Source organism: Pygmaiobacter massiliensis (genome assembly GCF_900199435.1).
Taxonomy (GTDB): domain Bacteria; phylum Bacillota; class Clostridia; order Oscillospirales; family Ruminococcaceae; genus Pygmaiobacter; species Pygmaiobacter massiliensis.
Map to the genome: position 1 here is coordinate 604,871 of NZ_OAML01000002.1, position 24,760 is coordinate 629,630.

The following is a 24,760-nucleotide window of genomic DNA, read 5'->3' on the forward strand; positions in this document are numbered from 1 at the left end:
CTATTATACGACAAATTTCGCGCTCTGCAAGAACGCTTTTACTGTATAGTCACCTGTCCGCTTTTATGTAAACCTTTACATTTCCGGAAATCAACTTTTGCAGCGCAACAAAGCGAACGGCAGATGCTGTTTTTCAGCTCTGCCGTTCTGTTGCTTCATCCTCTAGTACAGGTGTGTTTTTTATAAATGCGCGGATACGACGTATTTTTCTTCATCAGATATCATCGTGTCTACCGTTAGTACTGGGCGCATAAGGGCTGCAAGCTCTTCCGGTTGCAGCATCGGGCGACTTACCTGCTGTGCCGCACCTGCATGGTGCCTGCGGAGTGCCTCAAGGCTCATACCGTGGGCTATCGTCAGCCTACCGCCGGGAGCCAGCAGTTCTGCCAACCGCATTATCAGCCGCTGTGGATCGGGAAAGTGAGGGAACGCATTGTACACCACACAGCAATCATAGCGGCGCGGTATTTCGATTGTTTCGATGTCGCCGCAAAGCACTTCGATACGGGGGTCGTGCAACTTGGTAGCGGCGATATGCGCCATAGCGGGGGAAATATCTACCCCGGTAACTCTCGCTGCGCTGCGTGCGAGATAATCTTCAAACAGCACACCTGTGCCGCAGGCAACATCCAGCACTGTTACACCCGGTCGAATACCTGCTGTATCCAAAATAAAGGCAATCTTCCCATCATCCCGTACCATGTGGCGATCCCACTCCGGTGCGCGACGGTCAAAAAAAGCAATTACTTCACTTTTGTTCATGCGTTTCTCCCACCATTTTATTTTACTTATCTTGCCGCAGTGCCCGTTTCCCAACGCAGCAAAATAGTACGGGGCAGGTTTGTTTTAAGGCAATCCCGCCCCGCACCGGGTTTCACTTATGCTTTTGCGTTTTGCTCTGCTCGCGCCATTGCCAGCTTGTAATCATGCTGGTCGGTAAAAATCTCGTTTTTATACGGATTTTTCTTTTGCTCGATTGAGCGTTTTGCGATAACCGCCAGCACACAGACGTTGACGACCAGCGCCAAAATCGCTACAACACCCTGCATCGTCGGGTCCGCTGCTGCCGGACGTACTGCCGGGTTCATGACGCCGTCGGCATAGAGTACCGGGATTACAGCAAACTTACCGGTATCCTGGAACAGCGGGAACACCTGTGCAAACATGCACCAGAGTGCCAGCGTGTTTGCACGGTTCTGAATCCATCCGCCCTTGTTCCAAAGTGCGTTGGCAAAGGTAGGTGCAAGCAGCAGCGCCACACCGCAATACCAGGAATGGGTGGGCAGGTTGTTATAGGTGTACTCAAAGTTCCACACATCGTAGGCCAGGATATAGCACCAAGTCATATCCGGCCAAAGCATATCGTCGTGCTTTTTAGAGGAGTAAATGCCCCACCAGCCGGTCATGCACAGGATGTTGAGAATGCCCGCAATGCCGTTGACCCAGTTCCACCAGCCGCCGTACAGCCATACGTTCTCAGAAGAGAGCCACCAGCGTGTACCGGTTTCTGCCATCGCCATGGCGCCGCGCACACCGGATTCAAAATCGCTGCCAACCGCAATGAGGATATTGATTGCAACGATAAGAAACGGAAACACTTTAAACCAATCTGTTTTGCCGACGCTCCATTTGTACTTCAGCATCATAAAGCCGATGCAGCCCGCTGTCGCGGCGTACAGCTTAGCGTAATGAAACCAGCTGTTCATATGGGTGTAGGTGGGGTTAGTCAGCGCCCACTGGGCCCCCGCTGCTGCACCGACATAGATGGCGATAAAATAAATCGTCAGTACTGCCGGCAGTGCCACAAACATTAAAATGCCGCCTTTTTTGCTTCGGCGTGCAAATTCGTTTGCTAGCACCAGGCAGGTAAACACCATCAGCCAACCCAGCAGCTGATAACCTGCATTTTCTCCGTAAATTTGAAATAACATGATTTTCTTCTCCTTTCAGACCTAAACAGGCCCGCAGAAAGGAAGAAGCCTTTCTTGCACACACAGCGTTTTCAAGGCGTTTTCCGTCTTGCTGCCACGTTGTCTGTTTTTCAAAAGTGCACTCTTCGCTTTCTAAAGGCCCTTTTCCAAACACAACAAAACGCCACAATTTTTACTTTTCTTAATACGCCTCGATTTCTTTGATATTCATCTCGCTGCCGGTAACGAGATGTGTATGCTCGCTTTGGCACTCTGGGCAGACCCTGCCATATTGCACCGTGCCATAGGTCTTGCCGCAGTCCTCGCACAGTGTAATGGCCGGTATTGTCTCTACCTTCAGCTCAGCGCCCCGCATCAGCGCCGATTTATCAGTTGCCCATTTCCAGCAATCGCGCAGGTAGCTTTCCACCACGGTAGATACTTCGCCAATTTCCAGCGTTACGGCAGAAACAGCTTTCAACTGATTCTTTTCGCCGACCTGTTCGATGTTTTTGATGATGTGAAAAACAATTCCAAGTTCATGCATAAGCCTTATTTATCCTTTTTGCCAAAGCGGATTTTCATTTCGCGTTTGAGCATATACGGTAAAATGCCTTTCATCTTATCTTCCGCTTTCATCATCTTGCTGCACTCCGGGTGCTCGCGATAAAGGTGAATCGCATCAAACTCGCATTTGGTGGTGCATACGCCGCAGCCAATGCACTTGTTTTCATCCACTACCGAGGCACCGCAGCCCAGGCAGCGCGCAGTTTCGGTTTTCACCTGCTCTTCGGTGAAGATTTGGTGCGCATCTCGGAACGAGTGCTTGTAATCAATGCTTTCGTCCATGCCAGGCACCTGTCGGGAGGAATTGTCATAGGCCTCAAGCACAATATCCTCCTTATCCAGCTCTATAAACTGGCGGCGGTTGCGGCCAATCACAAGGCTGCTGTTCGGCTGCACATGGCGGTGAATCGAGATGGCACCTTCTTTGCCTGCTGCAATTGCGTCAATCGCAAATTTGGGGCCGGTGTAAACGTCGCCGCCCACAAAAACATCAGGTTCTGCAGTCTGATAAGTTACATTGTCTGCCACCGCGCCATTGCCGCGGCCAAGCTGCACTTTGCTGCCTGCCAGCAAATCGCCCCATTGGATGGTTTGCCCGATGCTGAGGAACAGCTGCTCGCACGGTACGGTGACAGTTACAGCTTCGTCGTAAGAGGGGCTAAAACGTCCGCTTTCATCAAACAGCGAAATACATTTTTTAAACACTACACCGGCAACCTTGCCGTTTTCGGTCAAAATCTCTTTCGGGCCCCACCCGCACTGGATCGAGACATTTTCATCTTCTGCTTCGGCAATCTCTTCTCGGGAGGCCGGCATCTTCTCGCGTGGTTCCAGGCAGTACATCGAAACTTCTTTCGCGCCACAGCGCATGCTGGAGCGCGCCACGTCAATGGCAACGTTGCCGCCGCCGATTACAACGGCTCTGCCCTCCACTTTATAGGCTTCGTTGCCGCCCACGGCGCGTAAGAAGTCAACTGCAGTCATCACGCCTTCGGCATCTTCGCCGGGCACGCCTGCCATTCTGCCGCCCTGGCAGCCAATCGCAATATAGAATGCCTGGTAACCGGCACGGCGCAGTTCTTCCAGCGTAACATCCTTGCCTACTTCTACCCCGCAGTGAATCGTCACGCCCATCTCGCGCAGAACATCCACTTCGGCCGCAACAACCTTTTTCTCGAGTTTATAGGACGGAATACCATAAACCAACATGCCACCGGGCTGCTCGTTCTTTTCAAACACAGTGGGCTGGTAGCCTTTTTCTGCAAGATAGTAAGCGCAGCTAAGGCCAGCCGGGCCGCCGCCAATGATGGCGATTTTCTGGCTGAATCCGCCGCGGTTAGAGGGTGTCACCACCGGCGGGATGTAACGAGTTTCGGCGTTCAAATCCTGCACGGCGATGAATTTCTTCACCTCGTCAATCGCAACAGCCTGGTCTATCGTGCCGCGAGTGCAGGCATCTTCACAGCGGCGGTTGCAAACGTGCCCGCAAACAGCAGGGAACGGGTTTTCTTTTTTAATCAGCGCAAGTGCATCGCGATAGCGCCCCTGCGCCGCCATCTTTAAATAGCCCTGCACGGCAATGTGTGCCGGGCAGGCCGTTTTACAGGGAGCCGTACCGGTATCGTAGCAATTGATACGGTTGTTGTCACGGTAGTTTTCGTCCCATTTTTCAGGGCCCCACTTCACTGCATCAGGCAACTCATGTTTCGGGTAGCTAACAGGCCCTTCTTTGGTGCAAAGTTTCTGGCCCAGCTTTACTGCGCCAGCCGGGCAATATTCCACACAGCGGCCGCATGCAACACAGTTTTCTGTTTTTACTTTTGCCACATAGGCAGAACGCGACATGTTTGGGGTGTTGAACAGCTGCGAGGTGCGCAGTGCATAGCAAACATTGACGTTGCAGTTACAGATAGCGAAAATCTTATCCTCGCCGTCAATATTGGTAATCTGGTGCACAAAGCCGTTGTCCTCAGCACGTTTTAAAATTTCGATAACCTCGTCGTATGTAACATAGTGGCCTTTATGCGTCTCCACCAGGTAATCCGCCATATCGCCCACACCGATGCACCAATCTTCCGGGTCATCGGCACAGCCTTCGCCAAGCACCTCGCGGGACATACGGCAGGAGCAGGGACTCGCCGCATACTTGCCGTCATACTTTTTGAGCCAATGCGAGATATGCTCCACATCCACCGACTGGTTTTCGGTTTCGATAGCCTGCTCTACAGGAATAACATGCATACCAATACCCGCGCCACCGGGGGGCACCATCGGGGTCACTTTTTCAAGCGGCAGCCGGGACATGTTTTCAAAAAAGCGTGCCAGCTCAGGGTGCTCCTCGAGCTGCTGTTTGTTCATGTTGGTAAACTCTGCGCTGCCCGGTACAAACATCGGCAGAATATACTGCTTTTCATGTTTCGGGTTTTCCCAGTTGTATTCAAGCAGGCCAATAACGCTCATTTCGTAAAGCAGTTTTTCCAGCGATACCGCATCTCTGCCAGTCGCTTTCACCAGCTGCTGCAATGTCATGGGGCGGCGCACCTTCATCTTAAGTGCCACCTCTGCCATTTCATCGGTCACAATGCCAGAAAGGCCCCAATACTCCGGATCATCTACTGTAACCTTGTGCCCAATGCGGTCAGTAATCATCTGGCCCAGCTGCAAAATCAACGCGCGGGGCTCTTGGGTGGTTTTGTTTTCCGCCATTGTCCTACTCCTTTCTGGGTGAACGCCATGCATTCACTTCACGGCGCAGCCAGTTTGCCCAAGCATCAATGCCCTCGCCCGTTTTGGCGCAGATTGGCAGAATCTCAGCATTCGGGTTGCGCATATGGATATACTCTTTGCACTTTTCAAGGTCGAAGTCAAAATAGGGCATCACGTCAATTTTATTGATGAGAACTACATCACAAATAGAGAACATGAGCGGGTATTTCAGCGGCTTATCATGCCCTTCCGGCACCGAAAGGATCATGGCATTTTTTACAGCTCCGGTGTCAAACTCTGCCGGGCAAACGAGGTTGCCGACATTTTCAAGAATGGCAAGTTCTACGTCCCCTGTTTCCAGTCCGTCAAGGCCCTGGCGGGTCATATCAGCATCCAGGTGGCACATCCCGCCCGTATGCAGCTGGATTGCCTTTACCCCTGTTGCCGCGATGGCTTTGGCGTCCACATCCGAGTCAATATCTGCCTCCATTACGCCGATTTTCAACTCGTCTTTCAGTGCTTCGATGGTGCGGGTAAGCGTGGTGGTTTTGCCAGAACCGGGCGAAGACATCAGGTTCAGCAAAAAGATGCCTTTCTCCTTTAGTTCACGGCGCAGCCCCTCGGCTTGGCGGTCATTGTCAGCAAATACGCTTTCTTTGATTTCCAGAATTTTTACCTCGTCCATGGGCGACACTCCTTTAGTTTTGTGGTTGTACCAATATTTGTTAATAGTTTAACTCTCTTATATCGTACCGTCAATGCAACTAAGTTTTTTCGTGGTATATCATAAAAAGACAAGCTTGCCAACAAGCAAAGTGCATGATAAAATCGTGGTGTGGTATTTGGTATGGCCACAGTCATAAAAGAGGTGCTGATATGGAATTCAAAAAGCTTTCTGCCCCCAGCTTAAAAGATTTGTTTATACAACAGCTGCAAGGTCTTATTCTTTCTGGCGAGCTGCCAATGGGGGCCCCGCTACCGCCGGAACGTGAGCTTGCGCAGCAGATGCAGGTAAGCCGTGCGGTGGTAAACGGGGGCCTTGCCGAGCTGGCCGGGCAGGGATTTATCGAGGTGCGTCCACGGCAGGGCACCTATGTGGCTGATTACCGTAAAAAAGGCAATTTAAGTACCCTGATTGCCATTATGGAATACCAGGGTGGCGCGCTGGGTAAAGACGAAATTCGGTCTATTTTAGAGGTGCGGCGTGCCCTAGAGCACCTTGCCGTTACCAGTGCCATTGCACATGCCTCTGATGAGTCGCTTGCACATTTGGGAGATATTATTGCGCAGCTTGCCGCAGCCAAAACGCCGCATGAAGCAGCAGAAGCTGCTTTCACTTTCCAGCACGAGCTGGCACTTGTAGGCGGCAACAGCATTCTTCCCCTTATCTACTATTCATTTAAAGCACCCGTCATCACACTATGGGTGCGTTTTTGTCGGCTGTACGGCATTGAATCGCTTTGCCGCAACACCGAAAAACTATATACTTACCTGTGCAGCCGCGATGAAGAGGCCGTCACGCATTGGGTAGATACTTACCTTGAAAATGCCATCAACGGCACCCAGCAGATTTACGAAGAGCGCTAGCGCCTCAACATCCAAATAAAAAGCTCCACGGCTAAAATAGCCGCGGAGCTTTTCTTCTTCTCGCTAACACATCCTCTTGGCAGACACCTCAGACGTATAACCGATATGTTGCTTTATTTACTTTTAGGTAAATAACTGTAAAAATGCGTGATTTCCATATCACTGGGCGCATCTATTCCGTGTGTGCCCAGCAGTCCAAACATTTTATGGCAGCCATGGTCCGGCGCAAAAGCAAGCACCGTGTCGTGGCTGGCCCACTTTTCTGCAATCTGTGCTTTTAGCGCACCAAAGGTGGCAAGGTTTTCTTTTAATGCTCTTTTCGCAAGTGGCCCTTCCGGGCCACAACGATGCATCCAGTGGTCATAATTACCGTTGTAAAGCACAATAACAGAGTACGCATCTTTTTCAATCAGCTCAAATGCCTTCGCATTGCATTCTTTGACGGTGTCATAAATAAAATAATCCGCCGAGCGTCCAAGAAAGATTTTCGAAATACTATCCCCTGCTGTTGAAACAATTGCAATTTTTTTGCCGGCAACAGGCAGGGTATCAAATATCGTTGGTACCCGCAGTACCGGTTTTTCGTAGCGTTGTATCCCGTGTTCCTCTGGTTGCAGTCCACTGTACATTGATGCAAAGCATACCGGAGTAACCGGCGGTACCACACTGCAAAGAGGCAGCTGTAAATCTGTAGCTGCCTGCAAGGGTGCAAAATCGATTTTTCTTTTTTGCACCAGCCAACTTGCGATGGCATCCGGGTTGTAATAAAAGATGCGGTCTGCTGTTGCCTTACCAAACGCTTTCTCGGCGCTTTTCAGCACCTCGATAAGAGGTTCTGCCGCATTTTGCGGGGCAGATGCTTGTAGCAAAGCCGCAATGGTAGCGGCCGTACCGGTAATGCAGGCTCTATTTTGCTGCATAATGAATATGCTCCTTTTAATTGATTTTCAATAATGCGCCGACGGTGGAGGCAACGGAAGCCACCAGCACCAGCAACTGGAACGGCAGTGTACCTACGCGTCCGCAAATGGGGCTTGTCCCCATACGGCGGCGCGAGCGGTTGTATGCAACGATAACGCCTACACCGGTAAGCACCTGCACAATGCTGGCAAGTCGTGTAAAACCGACAAAGCTTGTTACACCCAGCAGGGCAATAGCGAGGCTGGGCAAGGTTGCAGCAGCCCAGCTTGAGCGTACGCCCCAGCGCGTTTGTTCGTTCACGATATCGCGCAGGTCCAATGTGTTCGCCCAAAACGAAGTAGCGAGGGCCAGCAACGTAAAGATGTATCCGATAATCCCAACCCAGCCACCAAGATGTTCTGACAGGTCGACCAGCGCGCCATTTTGCGAAATGTCTCGCCCCACACCGGCTAGCGTCGTCAAAGTAATTACGAGAATTAAAAAGAGGTTAATGCCGGTGCCAAGTGCAATTGAGGCGCGAATCTTTTTCACATCGCCATCCAGGCCTTTGACCACCTGCGGTACAGACATGACCGCAGACAAGGCAAATGCTATCATACTGTAAAGAGCAAGCACATTTGTAAGCGAAACAAAGTCGCCGCTAAAGCTCTGGGTTTCTCCCCTCAATGTGCCTACGACTAGCACGCCAATAACGGCAAGCATAGAGACCACGGCAACCTTTTCGCAAAGGCCGACCAGTTTCATACCAAAAAAGACTACACTGCCGCCGATTAAGTAAAACAACAGCACGCCGCCAATGCGCGGCATGCCAAACCAGGAACCAAAAACCGCTGCGGCCCCGGTTAAAAAGCCGCTGACGTTGACGATGACCGAGAAGCCCAACAGCGCAAATGCAAGCCAAGTGAATATCTTTTTTAAGCGTCCGGTAAATAGCTCGGTTTCAAAACATTTGATGAACTGTGCGCCATTGTTGTTGTAAGAAAGCTCAGCAATGATATAATGCAAAAGCAAATTGGTCCCATACGCCAAAGCCAAAACCCAAACAAGGTCGAAAATGCTATTGCGGGAAGCGAGGAATGGGATAGACAGAATGCCTGCACCTACCCCGTGACCAACGATAATACTTGTGGCCTCGCCAAAGGTAAGGCGCGCTTCACTTTGGATGTTTTTCATAAATTGGCTGCTCCTTTTCTTTTTGCCAAGGGGCTTTGATTTGTTATGCCTCGAACAAGGGCGATAAACTGTCGCAAAACAGGCATGTTTCTGCTGTATGTTTTACGGCAGAAAGTTCTCTTATTCTACCATGAGCGTAATTGTTTTACAATCACTTAAAATGCTATAAAATCAAACTTTTATTTATAATATTTGAAATACCAGTTGTCTGGCACTTGTGCCGTTATAGCGCGCGGTAACACAGCAAAATAAAAAGAACCCCAGCAGAACGTTAATTCTACTGGGATTCTTTCTGGTTGGGCTGGCTGGATTCGAACCAGCGGAATGCAGGAGTCAAAGTCCTGTGCCTTACCGCTTGGCGACAGCCCATTGTGAAAATTTATATAAAAAAAGCGAACTCAACCGAATTCGCTCTTTTTGTTAAATGGGGTGGGAGATGGGACTCGAACCCACGACAACCAGAACCACAATCTGGCGCTCTACCAACTGAACTACACCCACCATATATGGTGCGCCCGAAGGGACTCGAACCCCTGGCCCACTGCTTAGAAGGCAGTTGCTCTATCCACCTGAGCTACGGGCGCATACCTGAATACCCTTTGCGGCTGCGAGTTATATGATACTATAAATCGGCAGTAAAAGTCAAGCGTTTTTTTATATTTTTTCTGTTGTTTATCGTAAAAATTCATTTTCCGTCACAAACGAGAAAAATTACCACACGCAAAACCAATTCTTTGTAGCGTTTTTAGTTGAAGATTCGACGCTAATTCTGTTATACTCTGCCTAGTATAAGCCAAAGGGGGACAATTTTTGCATTTTTATATCTATTTGTTACTGGGCGCGATAAATGCCTGGGCTTTTTTGCTGTGCGGGTGGGATAAATTTCTCGCTGTGCATCACAAACGCCGCATTCGAGAGCGTACCCTGCTTCTTTTGGCTTTTCTCTTCGGCGCGGCGGGGCTATTTGCGGGCATGGTACTCTTTCATCATAAAACGAAAGATCCAAAGTTCATGCCTTGGGTACCGCTGCTTTTTCTTGGCCAGTTGGCATTGGTCGCCTGGGCATGGCCCAAGTTTTTTTGAGGAGGAAAAAGTCACTTGAAACATTTTTGCACATTTTGGGGCGGCGTCATCGCAGGTATGATGATTGGCATCGGCGGCGTTGTCTTTCTATCCTGCGACAACAGACTTACCGGCGCCGTATTCTTCTCCCTCGGTCTGATGACCATTATTGCCCGCGGCATGCTGCTTTTCACCGGTAAAGCAGGCTATGCCGCAGAGCAGCCCGTTTCTTACCTCGGTTATCTCGGCCTTATCTGGCTGGGCAACCTGGTGGGAACAGGCATTGTTGGGCTTGGCATGCGTGCCACCCGCTTTGGCGCGGCGCTGGCAGAGCGCGCAACAGAACTGTGGGCCATTAAAGCCGCAGACGGCCCGGTCAGCATTCTTATCCTTGCATTTCTGTGCGGGCTATTGATGTACATTGCAGTAGATACTTACAAAATTTTCCCGAACGATTTCGGCAAAGTATTTATTGTTGTGGTTTGTGTGGTCGTGTTCATCCTATCCGGCTTTGAGCACTGTATCGCCAATATGTTCTACGGCTGGCTTGCCGGTGCGTGGAACGCGCACAATCTTCTCTGGCTTTTGCTGATGTCGGTTGGCAACCTGCTGGGCGGCATGTTTTTGCCTTTCACCAAGCGGCTGATGGAAAAAGCCGGCTGCACCAATTAACTCGGCTTTCGCACAAAACAAAACCGGAGCTCTGCTGTTTGCAGGCTCCGGTTTTGTTTTGTTTATTTACTTTGCAAGTTTTGCAAGAAAACGCTCTGCATTGACTGCCACGCGGGTATGTTCGCCCACGCCAATCTGCACGCCATCTTCAAAGGCTTCTACCATAAATACATAGCTGCGGCCTTCCTGACTGTTCAGGGTGGCACGTGCCATCACCGTTTTGCCCACTGCTGTTGCTTTGTTGTGCTCGGCGTTCATGTGCACGCCAACGGTTGTCATGCCGTCCTCCAGCTCTGCAGCCACACACTGCATTGCTGCATTTTCCATCAGTGCGATCATCGCAGGGGTCGCCAACACCGGAAGATCTCCGCTGCCCATTGCCTTTGCAGTTTTCTCTTCAGTAACTGCCATGCTTACTTCAAAAACCTTTTCTGCCATAGGTTAACCCGCCTCATCTTTTTGATTTTCGGTGGTCGCCACAGGCGGAACCTCTACGGCTGGCGTTTTAGGCTCCAGCGTAAGAACAATGCCACGTTCCCCCAGTTTGACCACGACTTTTTCGGATGGTTTCATTGTACCACCGAGTATCAAGATGGACAAGGGGTCCTGGATATCTTTGTTAATTATGCTGCGCATCATGCGGGCACCATACCGGGTATTCTGGCTCTTATGCGCTAGTTCAGCAAGTGCATCCTCGTCTGCTTCCAACTGCACCCCAATGGCCAACGCACGTGCCGCTACCTGCGCAAACTCATGGGCTGCAATTTCGCGCATTGCAGCAGCATTCAGCGGATGGAACACCACGGTTTCATCGAGACGGCCAAGCAGCTCACGTTTAAAGTATTTGCGGCTCACTTCCATGGCCGCTGCGGCGCGGTGCGCTTCGGTATCTGCCTCGCTTGCAAACCCAAGCCCACGACCACCCCAGAGCTCGTCCGCTCCAAGGTTACCCGTCAGCACCACAACCGTATTACGGAAGCTTACCTTGCAGCCGCAGCCATCGGTCAGCTCGCCCTCTTCAAGAATTTGCAACAGCAAATCCGCCACATCCGGGTGGGCCTTCTCTATCTCATCAAACAGCACCAGTGCATAGGGGCGGCGTTTGACCGCACGGGTCAGCTGTCCGCCTTCTTCGTAGCCCACATAGCCCGGCGCCGAGCCAATCAACCTTGCAGCGGCCTGCTTTTCCATATATTCGCTCATATCAAACCGCAGCAGTGCCTCTTTGCCGCCAAAAATCTCATCGGCAAGTGCACGGCAAAGCTCTGTTTTGCCGACACCGGAAGGCCCAAGGAAGAGAAACGACGCCATCGGGCGCTGGTCGCTGAGCAGACCGGTGCCCGCACGTGCCAACGCCATGCTGATGGTTTCTACCGCTGCATCTTGGCCGATAATACGGTGACCCAGCCGCTCGCGCAGGCCAAGCAGCTTTGCCTTTTCGCTGCGTGCCAGCTCGCCAGCCGGTATGCCGCTGGCGCGGGAGGCAACTACCTGCACATCTTTGCGGGTCAGCGTTTTTTGAGACGGGCTACGCACCCGCGCACAGGCAGCTGCTTCGTCCAGCAGGTCCACTGCTTTGTCCGGCAGCCGCCGCTCTGGGCTGCATCGAATAGAAAATTCGACCGCCGCGCGCAGGGCATCTGCGTCAATTCGGATATTGTGGAAAGCCTCGTACCGATTTTTGAGCCCTGCTAAAATCTTCACACAGGCCTCTGCGGAGGGTTCCGGCACCTCGATTTGTGCAAACCTGCGGCTTAACGCCGGGTCTTTTTCAATGCTCTTACGGTATTCTTCGGGTGTGGTTGCGCCAATCAGCCGCAGCTGCCCGCGGGCGAGAGAAGGCTTTAAGATGCTGGCGGCATCAATCGCGCCTTCGGCGGCACCTGCCCCCACAATGTCGTGCACCTCATCAATAAAAAGCACACATCCACCGTCGGCAGCAGCATCTTCTAGCACTGCTTTAAAGCGCTCTTCAAAGTCGCCGCGGTATTTTGTGCCAGCTACCAGTGCGGGCAGATCTAAGCTGATGAGCCGACGGTTGGCAAGCTGCGCCGGCACTTTGCCTTCTGCCATACGCTGAGCAAGCCCTTCTACTACTGCTGTTTTACCTACACCCGCGTCGCCCACCAGGCACGGGTTGTTCTTTTGTCTGCGGCACAAAATCTCAATTAGTCTCGCCAGTTCCTCTTCCCTTCCCAAGCAAGGGTCCAGCGTGCCGCTGGTGGCAAGCAAAGTCAAATCTTTGCCGTATTTTTCAAGGCTTTTGCCCATTGATTTCATCTGTGGCGAAGGTTGGGTGCGGGCATATCCGCCCAGACCTGTCATCGGCAGAATGCCACATTCACAGGCACTCAGCAAAGCTTCTTTATCCAGCCCAAAGTGGGTCATAAATTTAGAAGCCGTACTGCCTTCTGCACGTAGCAATGCTGCTAAAATATGCTCTGGCCGGGTTTTCGGCTCGCCCTGCGCCTCACTTTTGGCCGCCGCACTCTCTAAAATGCGCAGCGCAGCCGGCGTTAAATCTGCCGGGGAAAGCCGTACGGTAATTCCCCGCCCGATTTGCAGCTGCATATAATCCAGATATCTGCGGTGGGTCATTCCCCGCTCCGAAAGCAGCACAGCCGCACGGCTGGTTCCTTCGGTAAGAATACCCGCCAGCAAATGTTCGGTACCTACATATAAATGTCCCATCTGCCCCGCAGTTTCAATAGCCGAAACGCAGCAGCGATTGGCTTTATCACTAAAATTTCTAAAATACAGCAAGAAAAACACCACCTCAGGCAAAGTATGGACCGCTTTGTCGGGTGATAAGCAAAACCGCTGCCTGAAAAAATCAAGCAGCGGTCTTTTTTAAGCTTGAAGCCGGATATCATCACCGAGCAGCCGGTACATTTCGCAGCTACCAAGCAGGCGGCTGGATATTTTTTCGGTATACCGTGCCGTAAGCAGCGCTTCGTCGATGATATTGGTCGTATAAATAGTGGGGCGCTTGCGTCCCATCCGGGTATCTACAATGTTGTAAAGCGTAGAGATGACGTATGCGTTTACAAGCTCAGTTCCCAGGTCATCCAGAATCAGCAAATCAGCAGCCAGCAGCGTTTCAATAATGTTGGCTGCCTCTGCACGGTCCTGCTGCATCGCAAAAAAGATGTTCTGGCTACTTACGTACACCACATTAAACTGCTTTTTCAGTACCTCGCTTGCAATAGAAAGCGCCAAATGAGTTTTGCCAATGCCTGTTTCACCAAACAGATAAAGGTTCGGCGAGCTTTTGCGAAATTCTGCGGCATAGCGCTTGCAGCGCTCCAGTACTTCAGTCATCTGCTCCCGCGCAGAAATACCAAACGCCGGATCGATTTCTTCTTTATAATGTAAAAGGCTGAAATTTTCAAAACTGCACATGCTTAAAGGAAAGCGCGCGTTAATTTCATCACGGCGCAGCTTTTGGGTCAGTAGCGTAACGCAGCTGCAAATGCCTTGTGGCGTACGTCCAAAGTCTTTGCAGTTTGGGCAGGTGTAGCGGGGCTCTAAAAAATCCGGAGCGAAATTTGCCTCTACCAACAAAGCGCGGCGTTCTTTCGCCACTTCGTCCAATAGGCGCTTCTGCTCTTCCCGCTCCTCCAGGTGGCCACCGGCAGCGCCCAGCCGTGCAAGCTGAATACCGATGTCAATTGAGAGGTTGTCCAGCACAAGCAGCCGGGGAATTTTATGATAGGCGATTGCTTTATTATCTTCTGCAAGGGTGATGGCACGCTGACGACGACGGGAAAGTTCCAGTTGAACCTTGCGGCGCAGTTCTTCTTTTGTCATCTGTCACCACTCCCTCTTTTTGAAACCAAAATGCCTTTTCCTTTTGCCACAGGCGTGCGGGCCGGTGTACGGCGGCCTGTCGGCTGCAGGTTTTCACCCTCTGCCGGAATGTCACGCGGCGTTTTGTAGCCGCTGGCATGCCACTTTTTTAAGATGCCGGAAAGGTAGCGCACGTTGTTTTTTTCGCCTGCACGCAGCAAGGCCGCTTCAATCATATCGGCATCAAATGCAAAATCTTCATACCAGCGCGCAATCAGCGTGCGCTCGCCTGCGGTAAAACCATCGGGCTTTACGCCAAGCAGCTTTGCAACTTCCGCTTCGTAATCTTCACGTTTTTCCAGCGTGCCAAGATGTCGCTCGGCCGCAATGCCGTCGCAAATCCCCTCTTCGCGCCAGGAAATCAACACTTTTTCAATATAGCTGACATTCCGCTGACCTTTTGCAATAAAATGCGCCATAACAGTCAAAATCATATCGATGGGCAGCTTGTCCTGCACATACAGCGTTACAATGCGCGAGCTTTCTGCCGGGCTGAGCATATGCCCAAGCAGGTTCTGGCTTTCGCTAATCAGTAGCGCGATCTCGGGATCGGTACGGGAAGCCTCCACGATATCTCTGCTTGTCATGCGCGGGCCGCGTTTGGGCAGGGCCGGGGTTTTAGCGGTCACCTCGCCATCGGGCAAAAAAAGCCCCGCGCCGACCCAATAGGCGAACGCGAGTTCCACCGATGTTTTAGAAAGCCCCAGCTCTTGGGCAACTGCCAGCGGGTCCGCCATGCCTTGTGCTACCGCACAAAGCGCAACGCGAAGCTGGTCTTCTGTTGCCGTTGACAGCTTTTTAAATATGATATGAGGCACGGTGATTGCATCGCCTTTTTGTTTTGCCAATCGATAGCCCATCTTCCGGCCTCGCTTTCGTAATTTGATGTAACCTAATTCTAGCCGTTTTCAGGTTTTGTGTCAAACAAAAATTCCGGCAAAACAATTGACAAAGGCAAAAAAACGGGCTACAATAATTTAGCACTCATTTATAGTGCGGGTTTAGCTCATCTGGTAGAGCGTCTGCTTCCCAAGCAGAAGGCGACGGGTTCGAGTCCCGTAACCCGCTCCATAAAAAGCGGCAGAAGCAAGCGATTTTTCGCAGTTTCTGCCGTTTTTGCTTTTGGTACTATTTTCATCTTTCGCATTTGCTATGTTTGAAAAAATTTAAACACTTCGGGTGTGGGCCGCATCATTTTTTGCAAGCAGTTGATGCCGCCATGCAACTGTATGCGTAGACCGGATATAATAAATTTAAAGTGGAGGTAAAATTATGTGTACTGCTTTGAGTATAAAAACAAATAATCATAAATGCTTCTTTGGCCGCAATATGGATTTGGCCTATTTTTTCAATCAATCCCCTATTTGTATCTCCCGCGGGTACGAATATCAGGATAAGGTAACCGGTAAAACCGTACAAACGCAAAAAGCGCTTCTTGGAATGGGCACAATCATCGACCATCATCCGGCAATGGCGGAGGCAATGAATGAAAACGGACTGGCTTGTGCTGGCCTGAACTTTGCACGTTATGCCCATTATGAGCCTCAGCCTGTGGATGGAAAAACGAATATTGCCCCTTACGATTTTATTCTTTGGGTGCTTTTAAACCACGACACGGTAGATGAGGTAATTCAAGGTATTGCGAATATCGAACTTGTCGACGTGCCGATTAACAGCAAAACCTCAGTACCCACATTGCACTGGATGATTAGTGATAAATATGGAAAATCAATTGTTATAGAAAAAACGAAAGAAAAACTCGCTGTTTATCCCAACCCTGTTGGAGTCATGACGAATGACCCTACTTTTGATTGGCACTTGATTAATTTAAATGAATATATGAATTTAACGCCGCACCATCCTGATTCGGTCTCTTGGGGAGAAAAAGAGCTCAAAGGTTTAGGCATTGGTGCTGGTACTTTGGGTATGCCCGGAGATTTCGCCTCAGTGTCGCGCTTTGTTCGAATCGCTTATGTCCGCACCCATCTGCCTGAAATGAAAGACGATGCCACTGCTGTAGCCCAGTTTTTCCACATGCTCGATTATGTGGCTATGGTAAAAGGCAGTGTAATGACAGAAGATGGCATGGAGGACATGACCCTATATGCGTCCTGCATGGATCAGGAAAAAGGCATTTACTACTACAAAACTTATGGAAATAATCGCATCAATGCCGTAAAACTGTCCAGCGAAAATCTCGACAACGGCAATATTAAGGTTTTTGATTATTTAGCCACGCAGGATATTAACTATCAGAATTAAAAGATTGGTTTATTAAAGCTAGTATTGAATTCATATTTTTCTTTGCAATCCGGCACCGTCGTTCTATTCCGAATGTGGCAAAATCTTTTGCTATGTTTTTCTTGCCATTTTACGGGTACAATAAAGGCAAATTAAGAAACAAAGGGTGATTAACTTGAAAAAATATGTTTGCACTATTTGCGGTTACGTTTATGACGAAGCAGTCGGCGACCCCGACAGCGGTATCGCCCCCGGCACCCTGTGGGCAGACGTTCCTGCTGACTGGGTTTGCCCTGTGTGCGGTGTCAGCAAAGCTGAATTTAGCGAGATGTAACCAAAAGCCCAGAGCTTTTCCGCTCTGGGCTTTTCTTTATTTTATTCGAGAGGTCACTGGTGTTCAGCTTTAAAAGCTCTGTGTCCCTTTAAGCGCTTCGTTCATACTCCCATGCCTCAGTATCGTCTGCAAAGCACTGCACTTCGCCTCCCGGGATAAAATAAAACGCGTCGGTATATCCTTCTTCGTACATGGTCATACTCCTTTTTTGTGTTCTGTTTTTATGGTGTAGTTTTGCAGCTTTTAAAACTCGTCTTACCGACACAGGAAAACTGCCGCACTTACCTTTGCTGGCTTGCTTGATTAAAGTTCTGAGTGTGTGCCTGCATATACTGGATTTGGTAGGCGAAGCCGTACTCCGTTTTCGCTGCGTGTAGTTGTTTTACGCTGTTTTTTCTGTTTGGCTACATTATAACAGGTCACCTGTCCAATAAACCGGACTTCACCTGTTGTGTTTTAAGAAAAATAATAGTTTTCCTATTTTAGTAAGGTGGCTTGCCATTGTTTTTTTGTTAACAATTCGGTACAATGAAAAACAGATTTGTTGTTAAAGGAGGGCGCAATTTGAAGAAAAGGCTTTGTGCAGCACTTCTCTGCTGTCTGCTGCTCTGCTCATGCTCTGGCATCAGCAATACGCTGCAAGTTATGCGCAACGAACTGCGCCCAGATGCACCGCTTGCAGCGATTCCTTACATTGACCCGGGCATTACCACTACGTTTACGCCGCAGCAAAGCACCTTTTATTACGACCAGCTCACAACAGAGGCCGCACGCCAGGTGTATGCCGGTATGCTGTATCACCTTGCAGAAAATACCGAAGGCAGCCTTTACTTAAAGGGCGATTTTTCCCGTACAGATGTAACCAGTGCCTTACGCGCGTTGCAATACGATTACCCACAGCTGCTTTGCGCCTCCTGGGGGCAAAGCTGCAGCTATTATTCCACCGCAGGCGGCACGCCGCTGGGCATCGAGATTTCCATCGGCGAATCTGGTGGAGAGCGCGCAACCCGCTCCCAGTCATTAAAAGATAAAGTTTCGCAAACACTGGCAACCGCCGCAGGGTATGCAGACCTTTACGAGCGCGAACAGTTTCTTTACGATACACTGATAACGCAGGTCGCTTACGATTACAGGGCGGCAAAATCCAGCAGCGATGTAGTCAACGAAACGCAAACCAATCTTTCGTTAGAAGATAGGCTGGCTCACACCGCGTACGGTGCAATCGTTTCCGGCATGGCCGTTTGTGACGGTTATGCTTCCGCTTTTCAGCTTTTGTGCAATTACGCCGGCATCGAAGCCGCCACTGTGCTTGGCCGGGTAGACCCGCGCGATGGTGTGGGCGGTGCTGTGGACATGGGCGACCAGGATAACCACGCCTGGAACTTTGTGCGCATGGAGGACGGCGCAGCTTATTACTGCGACCCTACCTGGGACGACAACGGCGATGTTTATCTCAACGACAAAGGACAAATGGTAGAAGCCCCCTTTTCTGCACAAGGAATGCGTGACCTTGGTGCCCCGGTGCTTCACCGCTACTTTAACTTGAACTATGAGGAAATCAGCCGCAACCATATTGCTAACAGCACTTTTGTTTACCCGCAAGATACTGCGGTCACCTATGGCTATTATCTGCAAAGCGGCAAAATCGTCGAAAATGAAGCCCAGCTCTTAACGCTCGCACAGCAAGCCCGGCAGACATCGGCTGATGGCACACTGGCACTTGAGTTTCGCTCTTCCCGCACTGGCAAAGATGCTTCGGCCACTTTTGCGCGCTGGTTTGAAACAATGGGCGGCTATAGTAATATGTTTTTAAGTACACCAGAAAACGGTCTAGGTTGCTATTTTATCTTTTTGTATTAATTCGGCCTCAGCGGAAAGACGAATTCTGGGTTGATTTTAGCCAAAATCGTGGTACAATTCTAAAATGAGTATTTTCATAAGGCTGGCTTTTGCAGGTGCTAGCGGCAAAGTATTTGCCCCGCGGCCGCGTAGCCTGCCCGGAAAGGAATGTGTAGAAACATGAATTACACCCACAAAAATACCGGTGTTTGCTCCACCAGCACCGAACTGGTCCTTGCGGACGACGGCACCATTGAAGACGTTCGCGTTATTGGCGGCTGCAACGGCAATTTAAAAGGTATTTCCTCTTTGCTGCGCGGCATGAAAGCCGAAGACGCGATTGCCCGCATGAAAGGCATTAAATGTGGCTTCAAGGCAACCTCCTGCCCCGACCAAGTTGCAATTGCGCTGGAAGAAGCCCTTGCAAGCAAGAGCAAATAATGAATTTTAAAAAGAGCAGCTTTTCTTTATAAAAGCTGCTCTTTTCTTTTTGAATACATGTTTATCAGCGCATCCAACTCTAACGCTTTCTGCATGATTGTGCAACATTACTTTATGTTTTCGTTTCCGGGAAAAGGCTATAATGAAATCAATCCCCTGCCGATGTTTCACGAGCTACTTTCGTGCCCATTCATCGGCCCGAGCCGTATGCTCGCTGTTTTCACGCTTTCTGTTGCGGGGGCGCCCATGCAGAAACACCTGTCATATCGAAGGAAATGAGGCAAATATCATGAACACCGCTGCTTACCTGATTGAGCGACTTTTGCAGTTTGGCCGCGCACACGGCTTAATTGAAGAACTGGATACTTATGTTGCCCGCAACACTCTGCTGGACCTTTTCCATTTGGAAGAGCCATACGAAGGCATTCCTACCGAGCCGGTACCGCAACTGCCGACCGAGCTGCTGAATGCACTACTCGACTGCGCTGGCGAGGCGGGGTTATATGATGCAGAGATTTACGCACTGCGTGTGAACTTCGAAGCCCGTTTGATGGGCGCACTGATGCCGCGTGAAAGTGAAGTTGCTGCCAAGTTTACCGAGCTGTACGAAGCCAAGGGGCCGCGTGCTGCCACAGAGTATTTTTACCGGCTCTGCATTGCAAGCAACTATATCCGCACCGCAGAAATCGCAAAAAATATTAAGTGGGATTACCCCTGCAAATACGGCAACTTGGAAATTACGATTAATCTGACCAAGCCCGAAAAGGACCCTAAGACAATCGCTATGGAGCGTTTGCTGCCTGCGGCAAGCTATCCCAAATGTATGCTTTGCCCCGAAAATATCGGCTATGCAGGGCGTGTCAATTTTCCCGCCCGTCAGTATCACCGCATTGTCCCCGTCACCCTTGCCGGTGAGCGCTGGTTTTTGCAGTATTCCCCTTATGTTTACTATAACGAGCACTGCATTGTTTTTGGCGAAAAGCACGAACCGATGCAGATTGATCACCTCACTTTCCAGCGACTGTTGGATTTTGTGGAGCTGTTTCCGCATTACACCTGCGGCAGCAATGCCGACCTGCCTATTGTTGGCGGCAGCATTCTCAGCCACAATCACTTTCAGGGAGGCAATTACCGTTTTCCGATGCAAAACGCCAAGACGGTCAGTCGCTATGCCTCGGCAGAATTCCCCACGCTTACCATTGAAAGCATCGCCTGGCCCATTGCCGCATTGCGCGTAACCGGCAAAGAAAAAAACGAATTGATTCGCTTTGCTGACAAGGTGCTGGCAGATTGGAAAACTTATTCTGACCCTGCTGCGGATATTCTTGCTTTCACCGAAGAAGACGGCAACAAAGTACCGCACAATACGATTACGCCTATTGTACACTTTGAGGCGGATAAAGGTTATATTATGGATCTTGTGCCGCGCAACAACCGCACCAGCGCAGAGTTCCCCGAGGGTATTTTCCACCCGCACCGTGAAATCCATCACATTAAAAAAGAGAACATCGGACTAATTGAAGTGATGGGCCTTGCCATTTTGCCCAGCCGCCTCAAGCAGCAATGCGAAGAAATTGCGAAAGTGCTTATCGGCATCGCATCTGCCGAAGCTGTGACCGTCGCCGCGCCCGAACATGTGGACTGGATTGCTTATCTTGTAAAACGTTACGGAACTGCACTTACCGCACATGAGGCCGAAGCCGCACTGCACCGTGAAATTGGCGCAAAGTTTGAAGTGTGCCTGGAGCATGCTGGTGTATTTAAGCAAACACTGGAAGGCATGCAGGCATACGACCGCTTTTTGGCTGCACTTGGCTGCACCAAACTTTAATCTGTTCTGCACTTTTGGCAGCGGAAAATCACACCCGTGGTTTTTCGCTGCTTTTTTTGCTTTCCGCTTTTTGTTGCCCCTGTTTTGCCGCCGTGCTATGATAATCACACAGGTGTTTTGCAGCAGACAAAACTGAACACAAAAAATCGGGCAGCGCTTTTGCTGCCATGGTACGATAGAGGCAAGCAAAGGAGATGACGGCATGGAATGGATCGAAGGCATCAGCAGCACCATTGATTACATCGAATCGCACATTACAGAAAAACTCACCATCGAGGAAATTGCAAGGCAGGCATATATCTCTCCTTTTTATTTTCAAAAGGGGTTTGCGATGCTTTGCGGGTTTACCGTCGGGGATTATATCCGCCAGCGCAGGCTGACGCTAGCCGGCAGCGAGCTGCTTGCCACCGAGGATAAAATTATCGACATCGCCCTCAAGTACCAGTACGATTCGCCAGATAGTTTCACCAAAGCCTTCACTCGTTTTCATGGGGTCACCCCAACCGCTGCCCGTAAAGAGGGCAGTGTGCTGAAATCTTTTGCCAGTCTCAAAATTAAATTTTCATTGGAAGGCGGCTATTTAATGGATTACAAAATCAGCGAAAAAGAAGCATTCACTGTGGTGGGCGTATCAAAAGTTTTCCCTTACGAAAACGCAAAAACCGAAATTCCCGCATTTTGGACAGAGCAACACCCCGCGGGCAAAAAACCTCTGGTGTGCGGCATGTACGGTATTTGCATTGACGAAACACTGGGCAATGATACGTTTGAGTACTTGATAGCAGATGACTATGTGCCTGCCCAAGAGATTCCCGATGGGCTGATTACCCGCATTATTCCCAAACACACCTGGGCGGTCTTTTCCTGCAAAGGTGGCATGCCAGATTCTTTACAGGAGATGAATCAGCGGATTTTTTCCGAATGGCTCCCCAACTGCAAAGAGTATGAAATTGCTGCCGGCTATAATGTAGAGCTGTACGAAGACCCTGCCAATTACCCAAACGGCGTGCAGGACGAAAACTATTACAGCGAGATTTGGATTCCCGTAAAGAAAAAACAGCATTAAAACAAAACCGACAATGCACCAAAGCAGGGCGCATTGCCGGTTTTATTTACAGTTATTTTGTAGTTTGCAAGAAGAGCGGCCTGTGCCGCAATCTTATATCCATGCTTTATAAAAAGAGCGCCATCGCAAAGCTGCGGTGGCGCTCTCGTTTTTTATCTTTTTTTGCAAAATGTTATTGTGCTCCGGCCGTCTTAGCGGTCTTGAATCTCACCGCGAGAAAGGCCTTTGAGGTAAGCATTGATAAAGCCATCCAAATCGCCATCCATTACGGCGTTTACGTTACCGTTTTCAAACGAGGTGCGGTGGTCTTTGACCAGAGTATAGGGCATAAAAACGTAGCTGCGAATCTGGCTGCCCCATGCAATTTGCAGCTGCTCGCCTTTGATGTCCTCAATATGATCAAGGTGCTCACGCTGCGCAACCTGGAACAGCTTGCTCTTGAGCATTTTCATCGCCATGTCGCGATTCTGGAACTGGCTGCGCTCGTTCTGGCAGGCAACCACGATACCAGTGGGAATATGAATCAAACGAACCGCAGAACTGGTTTTATTGATATGCTGACCGCCCGCACCCGAGGAGCGGAACACTTCCATGCGCACATCTTCGGGGCGAATCTCGATTTCAATGTTATCATCAATTTCCGGCATAACCTCCAGCGAAGCAAAGCTGGTGTGTCGGCGGCCGGAAGAATCGAACGGAGAAACACGAACCAAACGATGAACGCCGTTTTCGCCTTTCAAAAAGCCGTATGCGTTAACGCCCTTAATCATAATAGAAGCACTTTTGATACCTGCCTCGTCACCGTCAAGGTAATCGAGCACATCTATAGTAAAGCCATGGCGCACTGCAAAGCGGTTGTACATACGGTACAGCATTGCCACCCAGTCCTGCGCCTCGGTGCCGCCTGCACCTGCATGGAAGGTGAGAATCGCATTTTTAGAATCGTACTCGCCCGAAAGCAGCGCAATCAAACGCAGGTCTTCCAGTGCAGATTTCACGTGAGCGACATGCTCTTCTGCCTCCGGCAGCAATGCTTCATCGCCGTCTTCCTCTGCCAGCTCCACAAAAGTCTGTGCGTCCTCCAGCATCACTTTCAGCGCATCAAACTTATCCAGTTTTTCTTTGATGCCGCTCATCTCGGCAAAAATGGCACGGCTTTTTTCGGGATCATCGAAAAAGCCCGGCTCGCTGCTCTTTTGGGTAAGTTCTTCATATCTTTGGCTAATCGCGGCAATTCCCAGTGCATCGCCGATATCCTTAACATCCGGTGCAAGCTGAGAGAGGTCGCGTTTTACGTCATCAAGTATAATCATTGGTTTGGATATCCCTTTCTCGGAATTAATCCCCTGCCGCCACGAAAAATACGGCTTTATTTTCTGTGGGAAATTGCATTCCTGTCATCTGTTCTTCATGGTTTCTTCTCATTTATGTATTATAATTGGTATATGATTTCTTGTAAAGTGTTAGGTTTTGCTTTTTTTCTCATAATGATGTAAGATAGAATAGTTATAATTTGTATTTTGGCATCGTTTACGTTTTGCCTGGCAAACCCGCATGGGCAGGCAGTTTATTATGCCCGCATTTTCTTTTACTTTACAGCAATCAACACAAATTTCTTCATGGAGGAAGAGTTATTTATGCATAATTATGTGGGATGCGAATGCCCCATCTGCAAACAAGAATTAACCGAGCGTGACGACATTGTCGTCTGCCCCGAGTGCGGCGCACCCTACCACCGCGAATGCTATGAAAAGCAAGGCGAGTGCGTGTACCGCCCCATGCATGGCGGCGGTTTTGAATGGCACCGTCCCGCGGCTGCAAAGGCACCGGCCATCTGCCCTGCCTGCGGCACCCATTGTGACTCAGACAACATCTTCTGCACCCAGTGCGGCCAGCCGCTGCACGGCGAAGCGCCCCAGCCTGCCCCAGGGCAGAACAGCGCAATGCCCGGCGCAGACTTTTTGAATACGGCACAGCCTTTTGAGTTCACAGGCTCGTTTGACGGTATCCCCGCAAGTGAGTGGGCTACCTACATCGGCACCAGTGCCCCGTATTATCTCTACCACTTCCGCCGTCAGGACCAGAATGGCAACAAAATCGGCTTTACACTTTCTGCCGCGTTTTTTGCGCCCTACTACTTCTTTTATCGCAAAGTTTGGCTGGTCGGCATTCTCGCGGTACTGCTCAATGTTGGGCTTAGCATCCCCGGTATGTTGGCCATGATGGTGGAAGCTGGCATTGCTCTGCCGTTTGCAGTGAACACTCTCACACTTTCTCGCATTGTGTCGGTCACCTCAGTACTGGTTACCGTGATCAACGCGCTATGGGGCGTTTTCGCGGTTGCTATTTACCGCTGGCATTCTGCCAAGGTATTGCGCCGCTGGAAACAGGAAGCCTCATCTGAAGAAGCCTACCAAATGCGTTTGCGCGCCAAAGCCGGTCCTTGCCGTGCCGTGCTTTACGTTATCATTGGTATGTCCTTTTTCACCATGCTCTCTACAATGTTCGGTGTCTTTTTGCTTTAACCCCGGTTGGGTCTACAACAGGATAAAACAAAACAA

At 50.1% G+C, this 24,760-nt stretch carries 22 protein-coding genes and 4 tRNA genes; 11 read left to right on the plus strand and 15 right to left on the minus strand.

What is annotated here, in order from left to right:
* Nucleotides 1-180: 180 nt before the first annotated feature.
* The 5 genes from C1A11_RS02920 to hypB all read right to left on the minus strand — a co-directional run bounded on the left by C1A11_RS02920 (nucleotide 181) and on the right by hypB (nucleotide 5,868).
* Nucleotides 181-762 (minus strand): class I SAM-dependent methyltransferase, encoded by a 582-nt coding sequence (locus tag C1A11_RS02920; protein WP_102048914.1) that lies wholly within the window; start codon nucleotides 760-762, stop codon nucleotides 181-183.
* Nucleotides 763-878: 116 nt separating this feature from the next.
* Nucleotides 879-1,931, minus strand: a complete 1,053-nt coding sequence (locus tag C1A11_RS02925; protein ID WP_102048915.1) for a DUF5692 family protein — start codon at nucleotides 1,929-1,931, stop codon at nucleotides 879-881.
* Between the two features lie 181 nt (nucleotides 1,932-2,112).
* Nucleotides 2,113-2,457 carry a hydrogenase maturation nickel metallochaperone HypA gene (locus C1A11_RS02930; RefSeq protein ID WP_102048916.1) on the minus strand — a complete coding sequence of 115 codons (345 nt, stop codon included), beginning with the start codon at nucleotides 2,455-2,457 and terminating at the stop codon, nucleotides 2,113-2,115.
* 5 nt (nucleotides 2,458-2,462) lie between these two features.
* Nucleotides 2,463-5,183, minus strand: a complete 2,721-nt coding sequence (locus C1A11_RS02935) for an FAD-dependent oxidoreductase (RefSeq protein ID WP_102048917.1) — start codon at nucleotides 5,181-5,183, stop codon at nucleotides 2,463-2,465.
* 4 nt (nucleotides 5,184-5,187) lie between these two features.
* Entirely contained in the window at nucleotides 5,188-5,868 is a 681-nt protein-coding gene (gene hypB / locus C1A11_RS02940) for a hydrogenase nickel incorporation protein HypB (protein ID WP_102048918.1), read from the minus strand.
* Nucleotides 5,869-6,059: 191 nt separating this feature from the next.
* On the opposite strand from hypB, the gene C1A11_RS02945 reads away from it, so the two are divergent.
* Complete coding sequence (locus tag C1A11_RS02945) at nucleotides 6,060-6,770, plus strand: FadR/GntR family transcriptional regulator (RefSeq protein ID WP_102048919.1); 711 nt, start codon at nucleotides 6,060-6,062, stop codon at nucleotides 6,768-6,770.
* 113 nt (nucleotides 6,771-6,883) lie between these two features.
* On the opposite strand, the gene C1A11_RS02950 is transcribed toward C1A11_RS02945, so the two are convergent.
* The 5 genes from C1A11_RS02950 to C1A11_RS02970 form a co-directional block, all read right to left on the minus strand.
* On the minus strand, nucleotides 6,884-7,690 hold the full coding sequence (locus tag C1A11_RS02950; RefSeq protein WP_102048920.1) for an alkaline phosphatase family protein: 807 nt from the start codon (nucleotides 7,688-7,690) through the stop codon (nucleotides 6,884-6,886).
* A 16-nt stretch (nucleotides 7,691-7,706) separates the two neighbouring features.
* Nucleotides 7,707-8,864, minus strand: a complete 1,158-nt coding sequence (locus tag C1A11_RS02955; RefSeq protein ID WP_102048921.1) for an aromatic amino acid transport family protein — start codon at nucleotides 8,862-8,864, stop codon at nucleotides 7,707-7,709.
* Between the two features lie 293 nt (nucleotides 8,865-9,157).
* Nucleotides 9,158-9,233: transfer RNA gene (locus C1A11_RS02960), tRNA-Gln, on the minus strand.
* A gap of 56 nt (nucleotides 9,234-9,289) precedes the next feature.
* Nucleotides 9,290-9,365 (minus strand) — tRNA-His (locus C1A11_RS02965).
* A 6-nt stretch (nucleotides 9,366-9,371) separates the two neighbouring features.
* Nucleotides 9,372-9,448: transfer RNA gene (locus C1A11_RS02970), tRNA-Arg, on the minus strand.
* A gap of 226 nt (nucleotides 9,449-9,674) precedes the next feature.
* On the opposite strand from C1A11_RS02970, the gene C1A11_RS02975 reads away from it, so the two are divergent.
* Both C1A11_RS02975 and C1A11_RS02980 read left to right on the plus strand, forming a co-directional pair.
* On the plus strand, nucleotides 9,675-9,947 hold the full coding sequence (locus C1A11_RS02975; protein WP_102048922.1) for a DUF1294 domain-containing protein: 273 nt from the start codon (nucleotides 9,675-9,677) through the stop codon (nucleotides 9,945-9,947).
* A gap of 15 nt (nucleotides 9,948-9,962) precedes the next feature.
* Nucleotides 9,963-10,598 (plus strand): formate/nitrite transporter family protein, encoded by a 636-nt coding sequence (locus tag C1A11_RS02980; RefSeq protein ID WP_102048923.1) that lies wholly within the window; start codon nucleotides 9,963-9,965, stop codon nucleotides 10,596-10,598.
* Nucleotides 10,599-10,664: 66 nt separating this feature from the next.
* On the opposite strand, the gene C1A11_RS02985 is transcribed toward C1A11_RS02980, so the two are convergent.
* The 4 genes from C1A11_RS02985 to C1A11_RS03000 form a co-directional block, all read right to left on the minus strand.
* Nucleotides 10,665-11,036: a thioesterase family protein gene (locus tag C1A11_RS02985; protein ID WP_102048924.1), complete on the minus strand. Its 372-nt coding sequence runs from the start codon at nucleotides 11,034-11,036 to the stop codon at nucleotides 10,665-10,667.
* Nucleotides 11,037-11,039: 3 nt separating this feature from the next.
* Nucleotides 11,040-13,361: an ATP-dependent Clp protease ATP-binding subunit gene (locus C1A11_RS02990; protein WP_145995706.1), complete on the minus strand. Its 2,322-nt coding sequence runs from the start codon at nucleotides 13,359-13,361 to the stop codon at nucleotides 11,040-11,042.
* An 87-nt stretch (nucleotides 13,362-13,448) separates the two neighbouring features.
* Nucleotides 13,449-14,408 (minus strand): ATP-binding protein, encoded by a 960-nt coding sequence (locus tag C1A11_RS02995; protein ID WP_102048926.1) that lies wholly within the window; start codon nucleotides 14,406-14,408, stop codon nucleotides 13,449-13,451.
* Nucleotides 14,405-15,307: a DnaD domain protein gene (locus tag C1A11_RS03000; protein WP_102048927.1), complete on the minus strand. Its 903-nt coding sequence runs from the start codon at nucleotides 15,305-15,307 to the stop codon at nucleotides 14,405-14,407. Before C1A11_RS03000 ends, C1A11_RS02995 begins: the two co-directional genes overlap by 4 nt.
* A 135-nt stretch (nucleotides 15,308-15,442) precedes the next feature.
* Here C1A11_RS03000 and C1A11_RS03005 point away from each other — a divergent pair.
* From C1A11_RS03005 to C1A11_RS03035, 7 genes are all read left to right on the plus strand, one after another.
* Nucleotides 15,443-15,518: transfer RNA gene (locus C1A11_RS03005), tRNA-Gly, on the plus strand.
* A gap of 201 nt (nucleotides 15,519-15,719) precedes the next feature.
* Nucleotides 15,720-16,709 (plus strand): choloylglycine hydrolase, encoded by a 990-nt coding sequence (bsh, locus tag C1A11_RS03010; RefSeq protein WP_102048928.1) that lies wholly within the window; start codon nucleotides 15,720-15,722, stop codon nucleotides 16,707-16,709.
* 154 nt (nucleotides 16,710-16,863) lie between these two features.
* The gene (gene rd, locus C1A11_RS03015; protein WP_102048929.1) at nucleotides 16,864-17,022 is read left to right on the plus strand and encodes a rubredoxin; all 159 of its coding nucleotides are present in this window, start codon (nucleotides 16,864-16,866) and stop codon (nucleotides 17,020-17,022) included.
* A gap of 564 nt (nucleotides 17,023-17,586) precedes the next feature.
* Nucleotides 17,587-18,882 (plus strand): transglutaminase domain-containing protein, encoded by a 1,296-nt coding sequence (locus C1A11_RS03020; RefSeq protein WP_180950221.1) that lies wholly within the window; start codon nucleotides 17,587-17,589, stop codon nucleotides 18,880-18,882.
* Between the two features lie 159 nt (nucleotides 18,883-19,041).
* Complete coding sequence (locus C1A11_RS03025; RefSeq protein WP_102048931.1) at nucleotides 19,042-19,302, plus strand: TIGR03905 family TSCPD domain-containing protein; 261 nt, start codon at nucleotides 19,042-19,044, stop codon at nucleotides 19,300-19,302.
* Between the two features lie 289 nt (nucleotides 19,303-19,591).
* Nucleotides 19,592-21,133: a UDP-glucose--hexose-1-phosphate uridylyltransferase gene (locus C1A11_RS03030; protein ID WP_102048932.1), complete on the plus strand. Its 1,542-nt coding sequence runs from the start codon at nucleotides 19,592-19,594 to the stop codon at nucleotides 21,131-21,133.
* A gap of 202 nt (nucleotides 21,134-21,335) precedes the next feature.
* A complete protein-coding gene (locus tag C1A11_RS03035; protein ID WP_102048933.1) occupies nucleotides 21,336-22,199 on the plus strand; it encodes an AraC family transcriptional regulator in 864 nt (287 codons plus the stop codon).
* Between the two features lie 191 nt (nucleotides 22,200-22,390).
* Here the strand turns inward: C1A11_RS03035 and prfB are convergent, their stop codons facing one another.
* Nucleotides 22,391-23,512 (minus strand): peptide chain release factor 2, encoded by a 1,122-nt coding sequence (gene prfB, locus C1A11_RS03040; RefSeq protein ID WP_102048934.1) that lies wholly within the window; start codon nucleotides 23,510-23,512, stop codon nucleotides 22,391-22,393.
* A gap of 324 nt (nucleotides 23,513-23,836) precedes the next feature.
* On the opposite strand from prfB, the gene C1A11_RS03045 reads away from it, so the two are divergent.
* Nucleotides 23,837-24,724, plus strand: a complete 888-nt coding sequence (locus C1A11_RS03045) for an RING finger protein (protein WP_180950222.1) — start codon at nucleotides 23,837-23,839, stop codon at nucleotides 24,722-24,724.
* The last annotated feature ends 36 nt before the right edge of the window (nucleotides 24,725-24,760 follow it).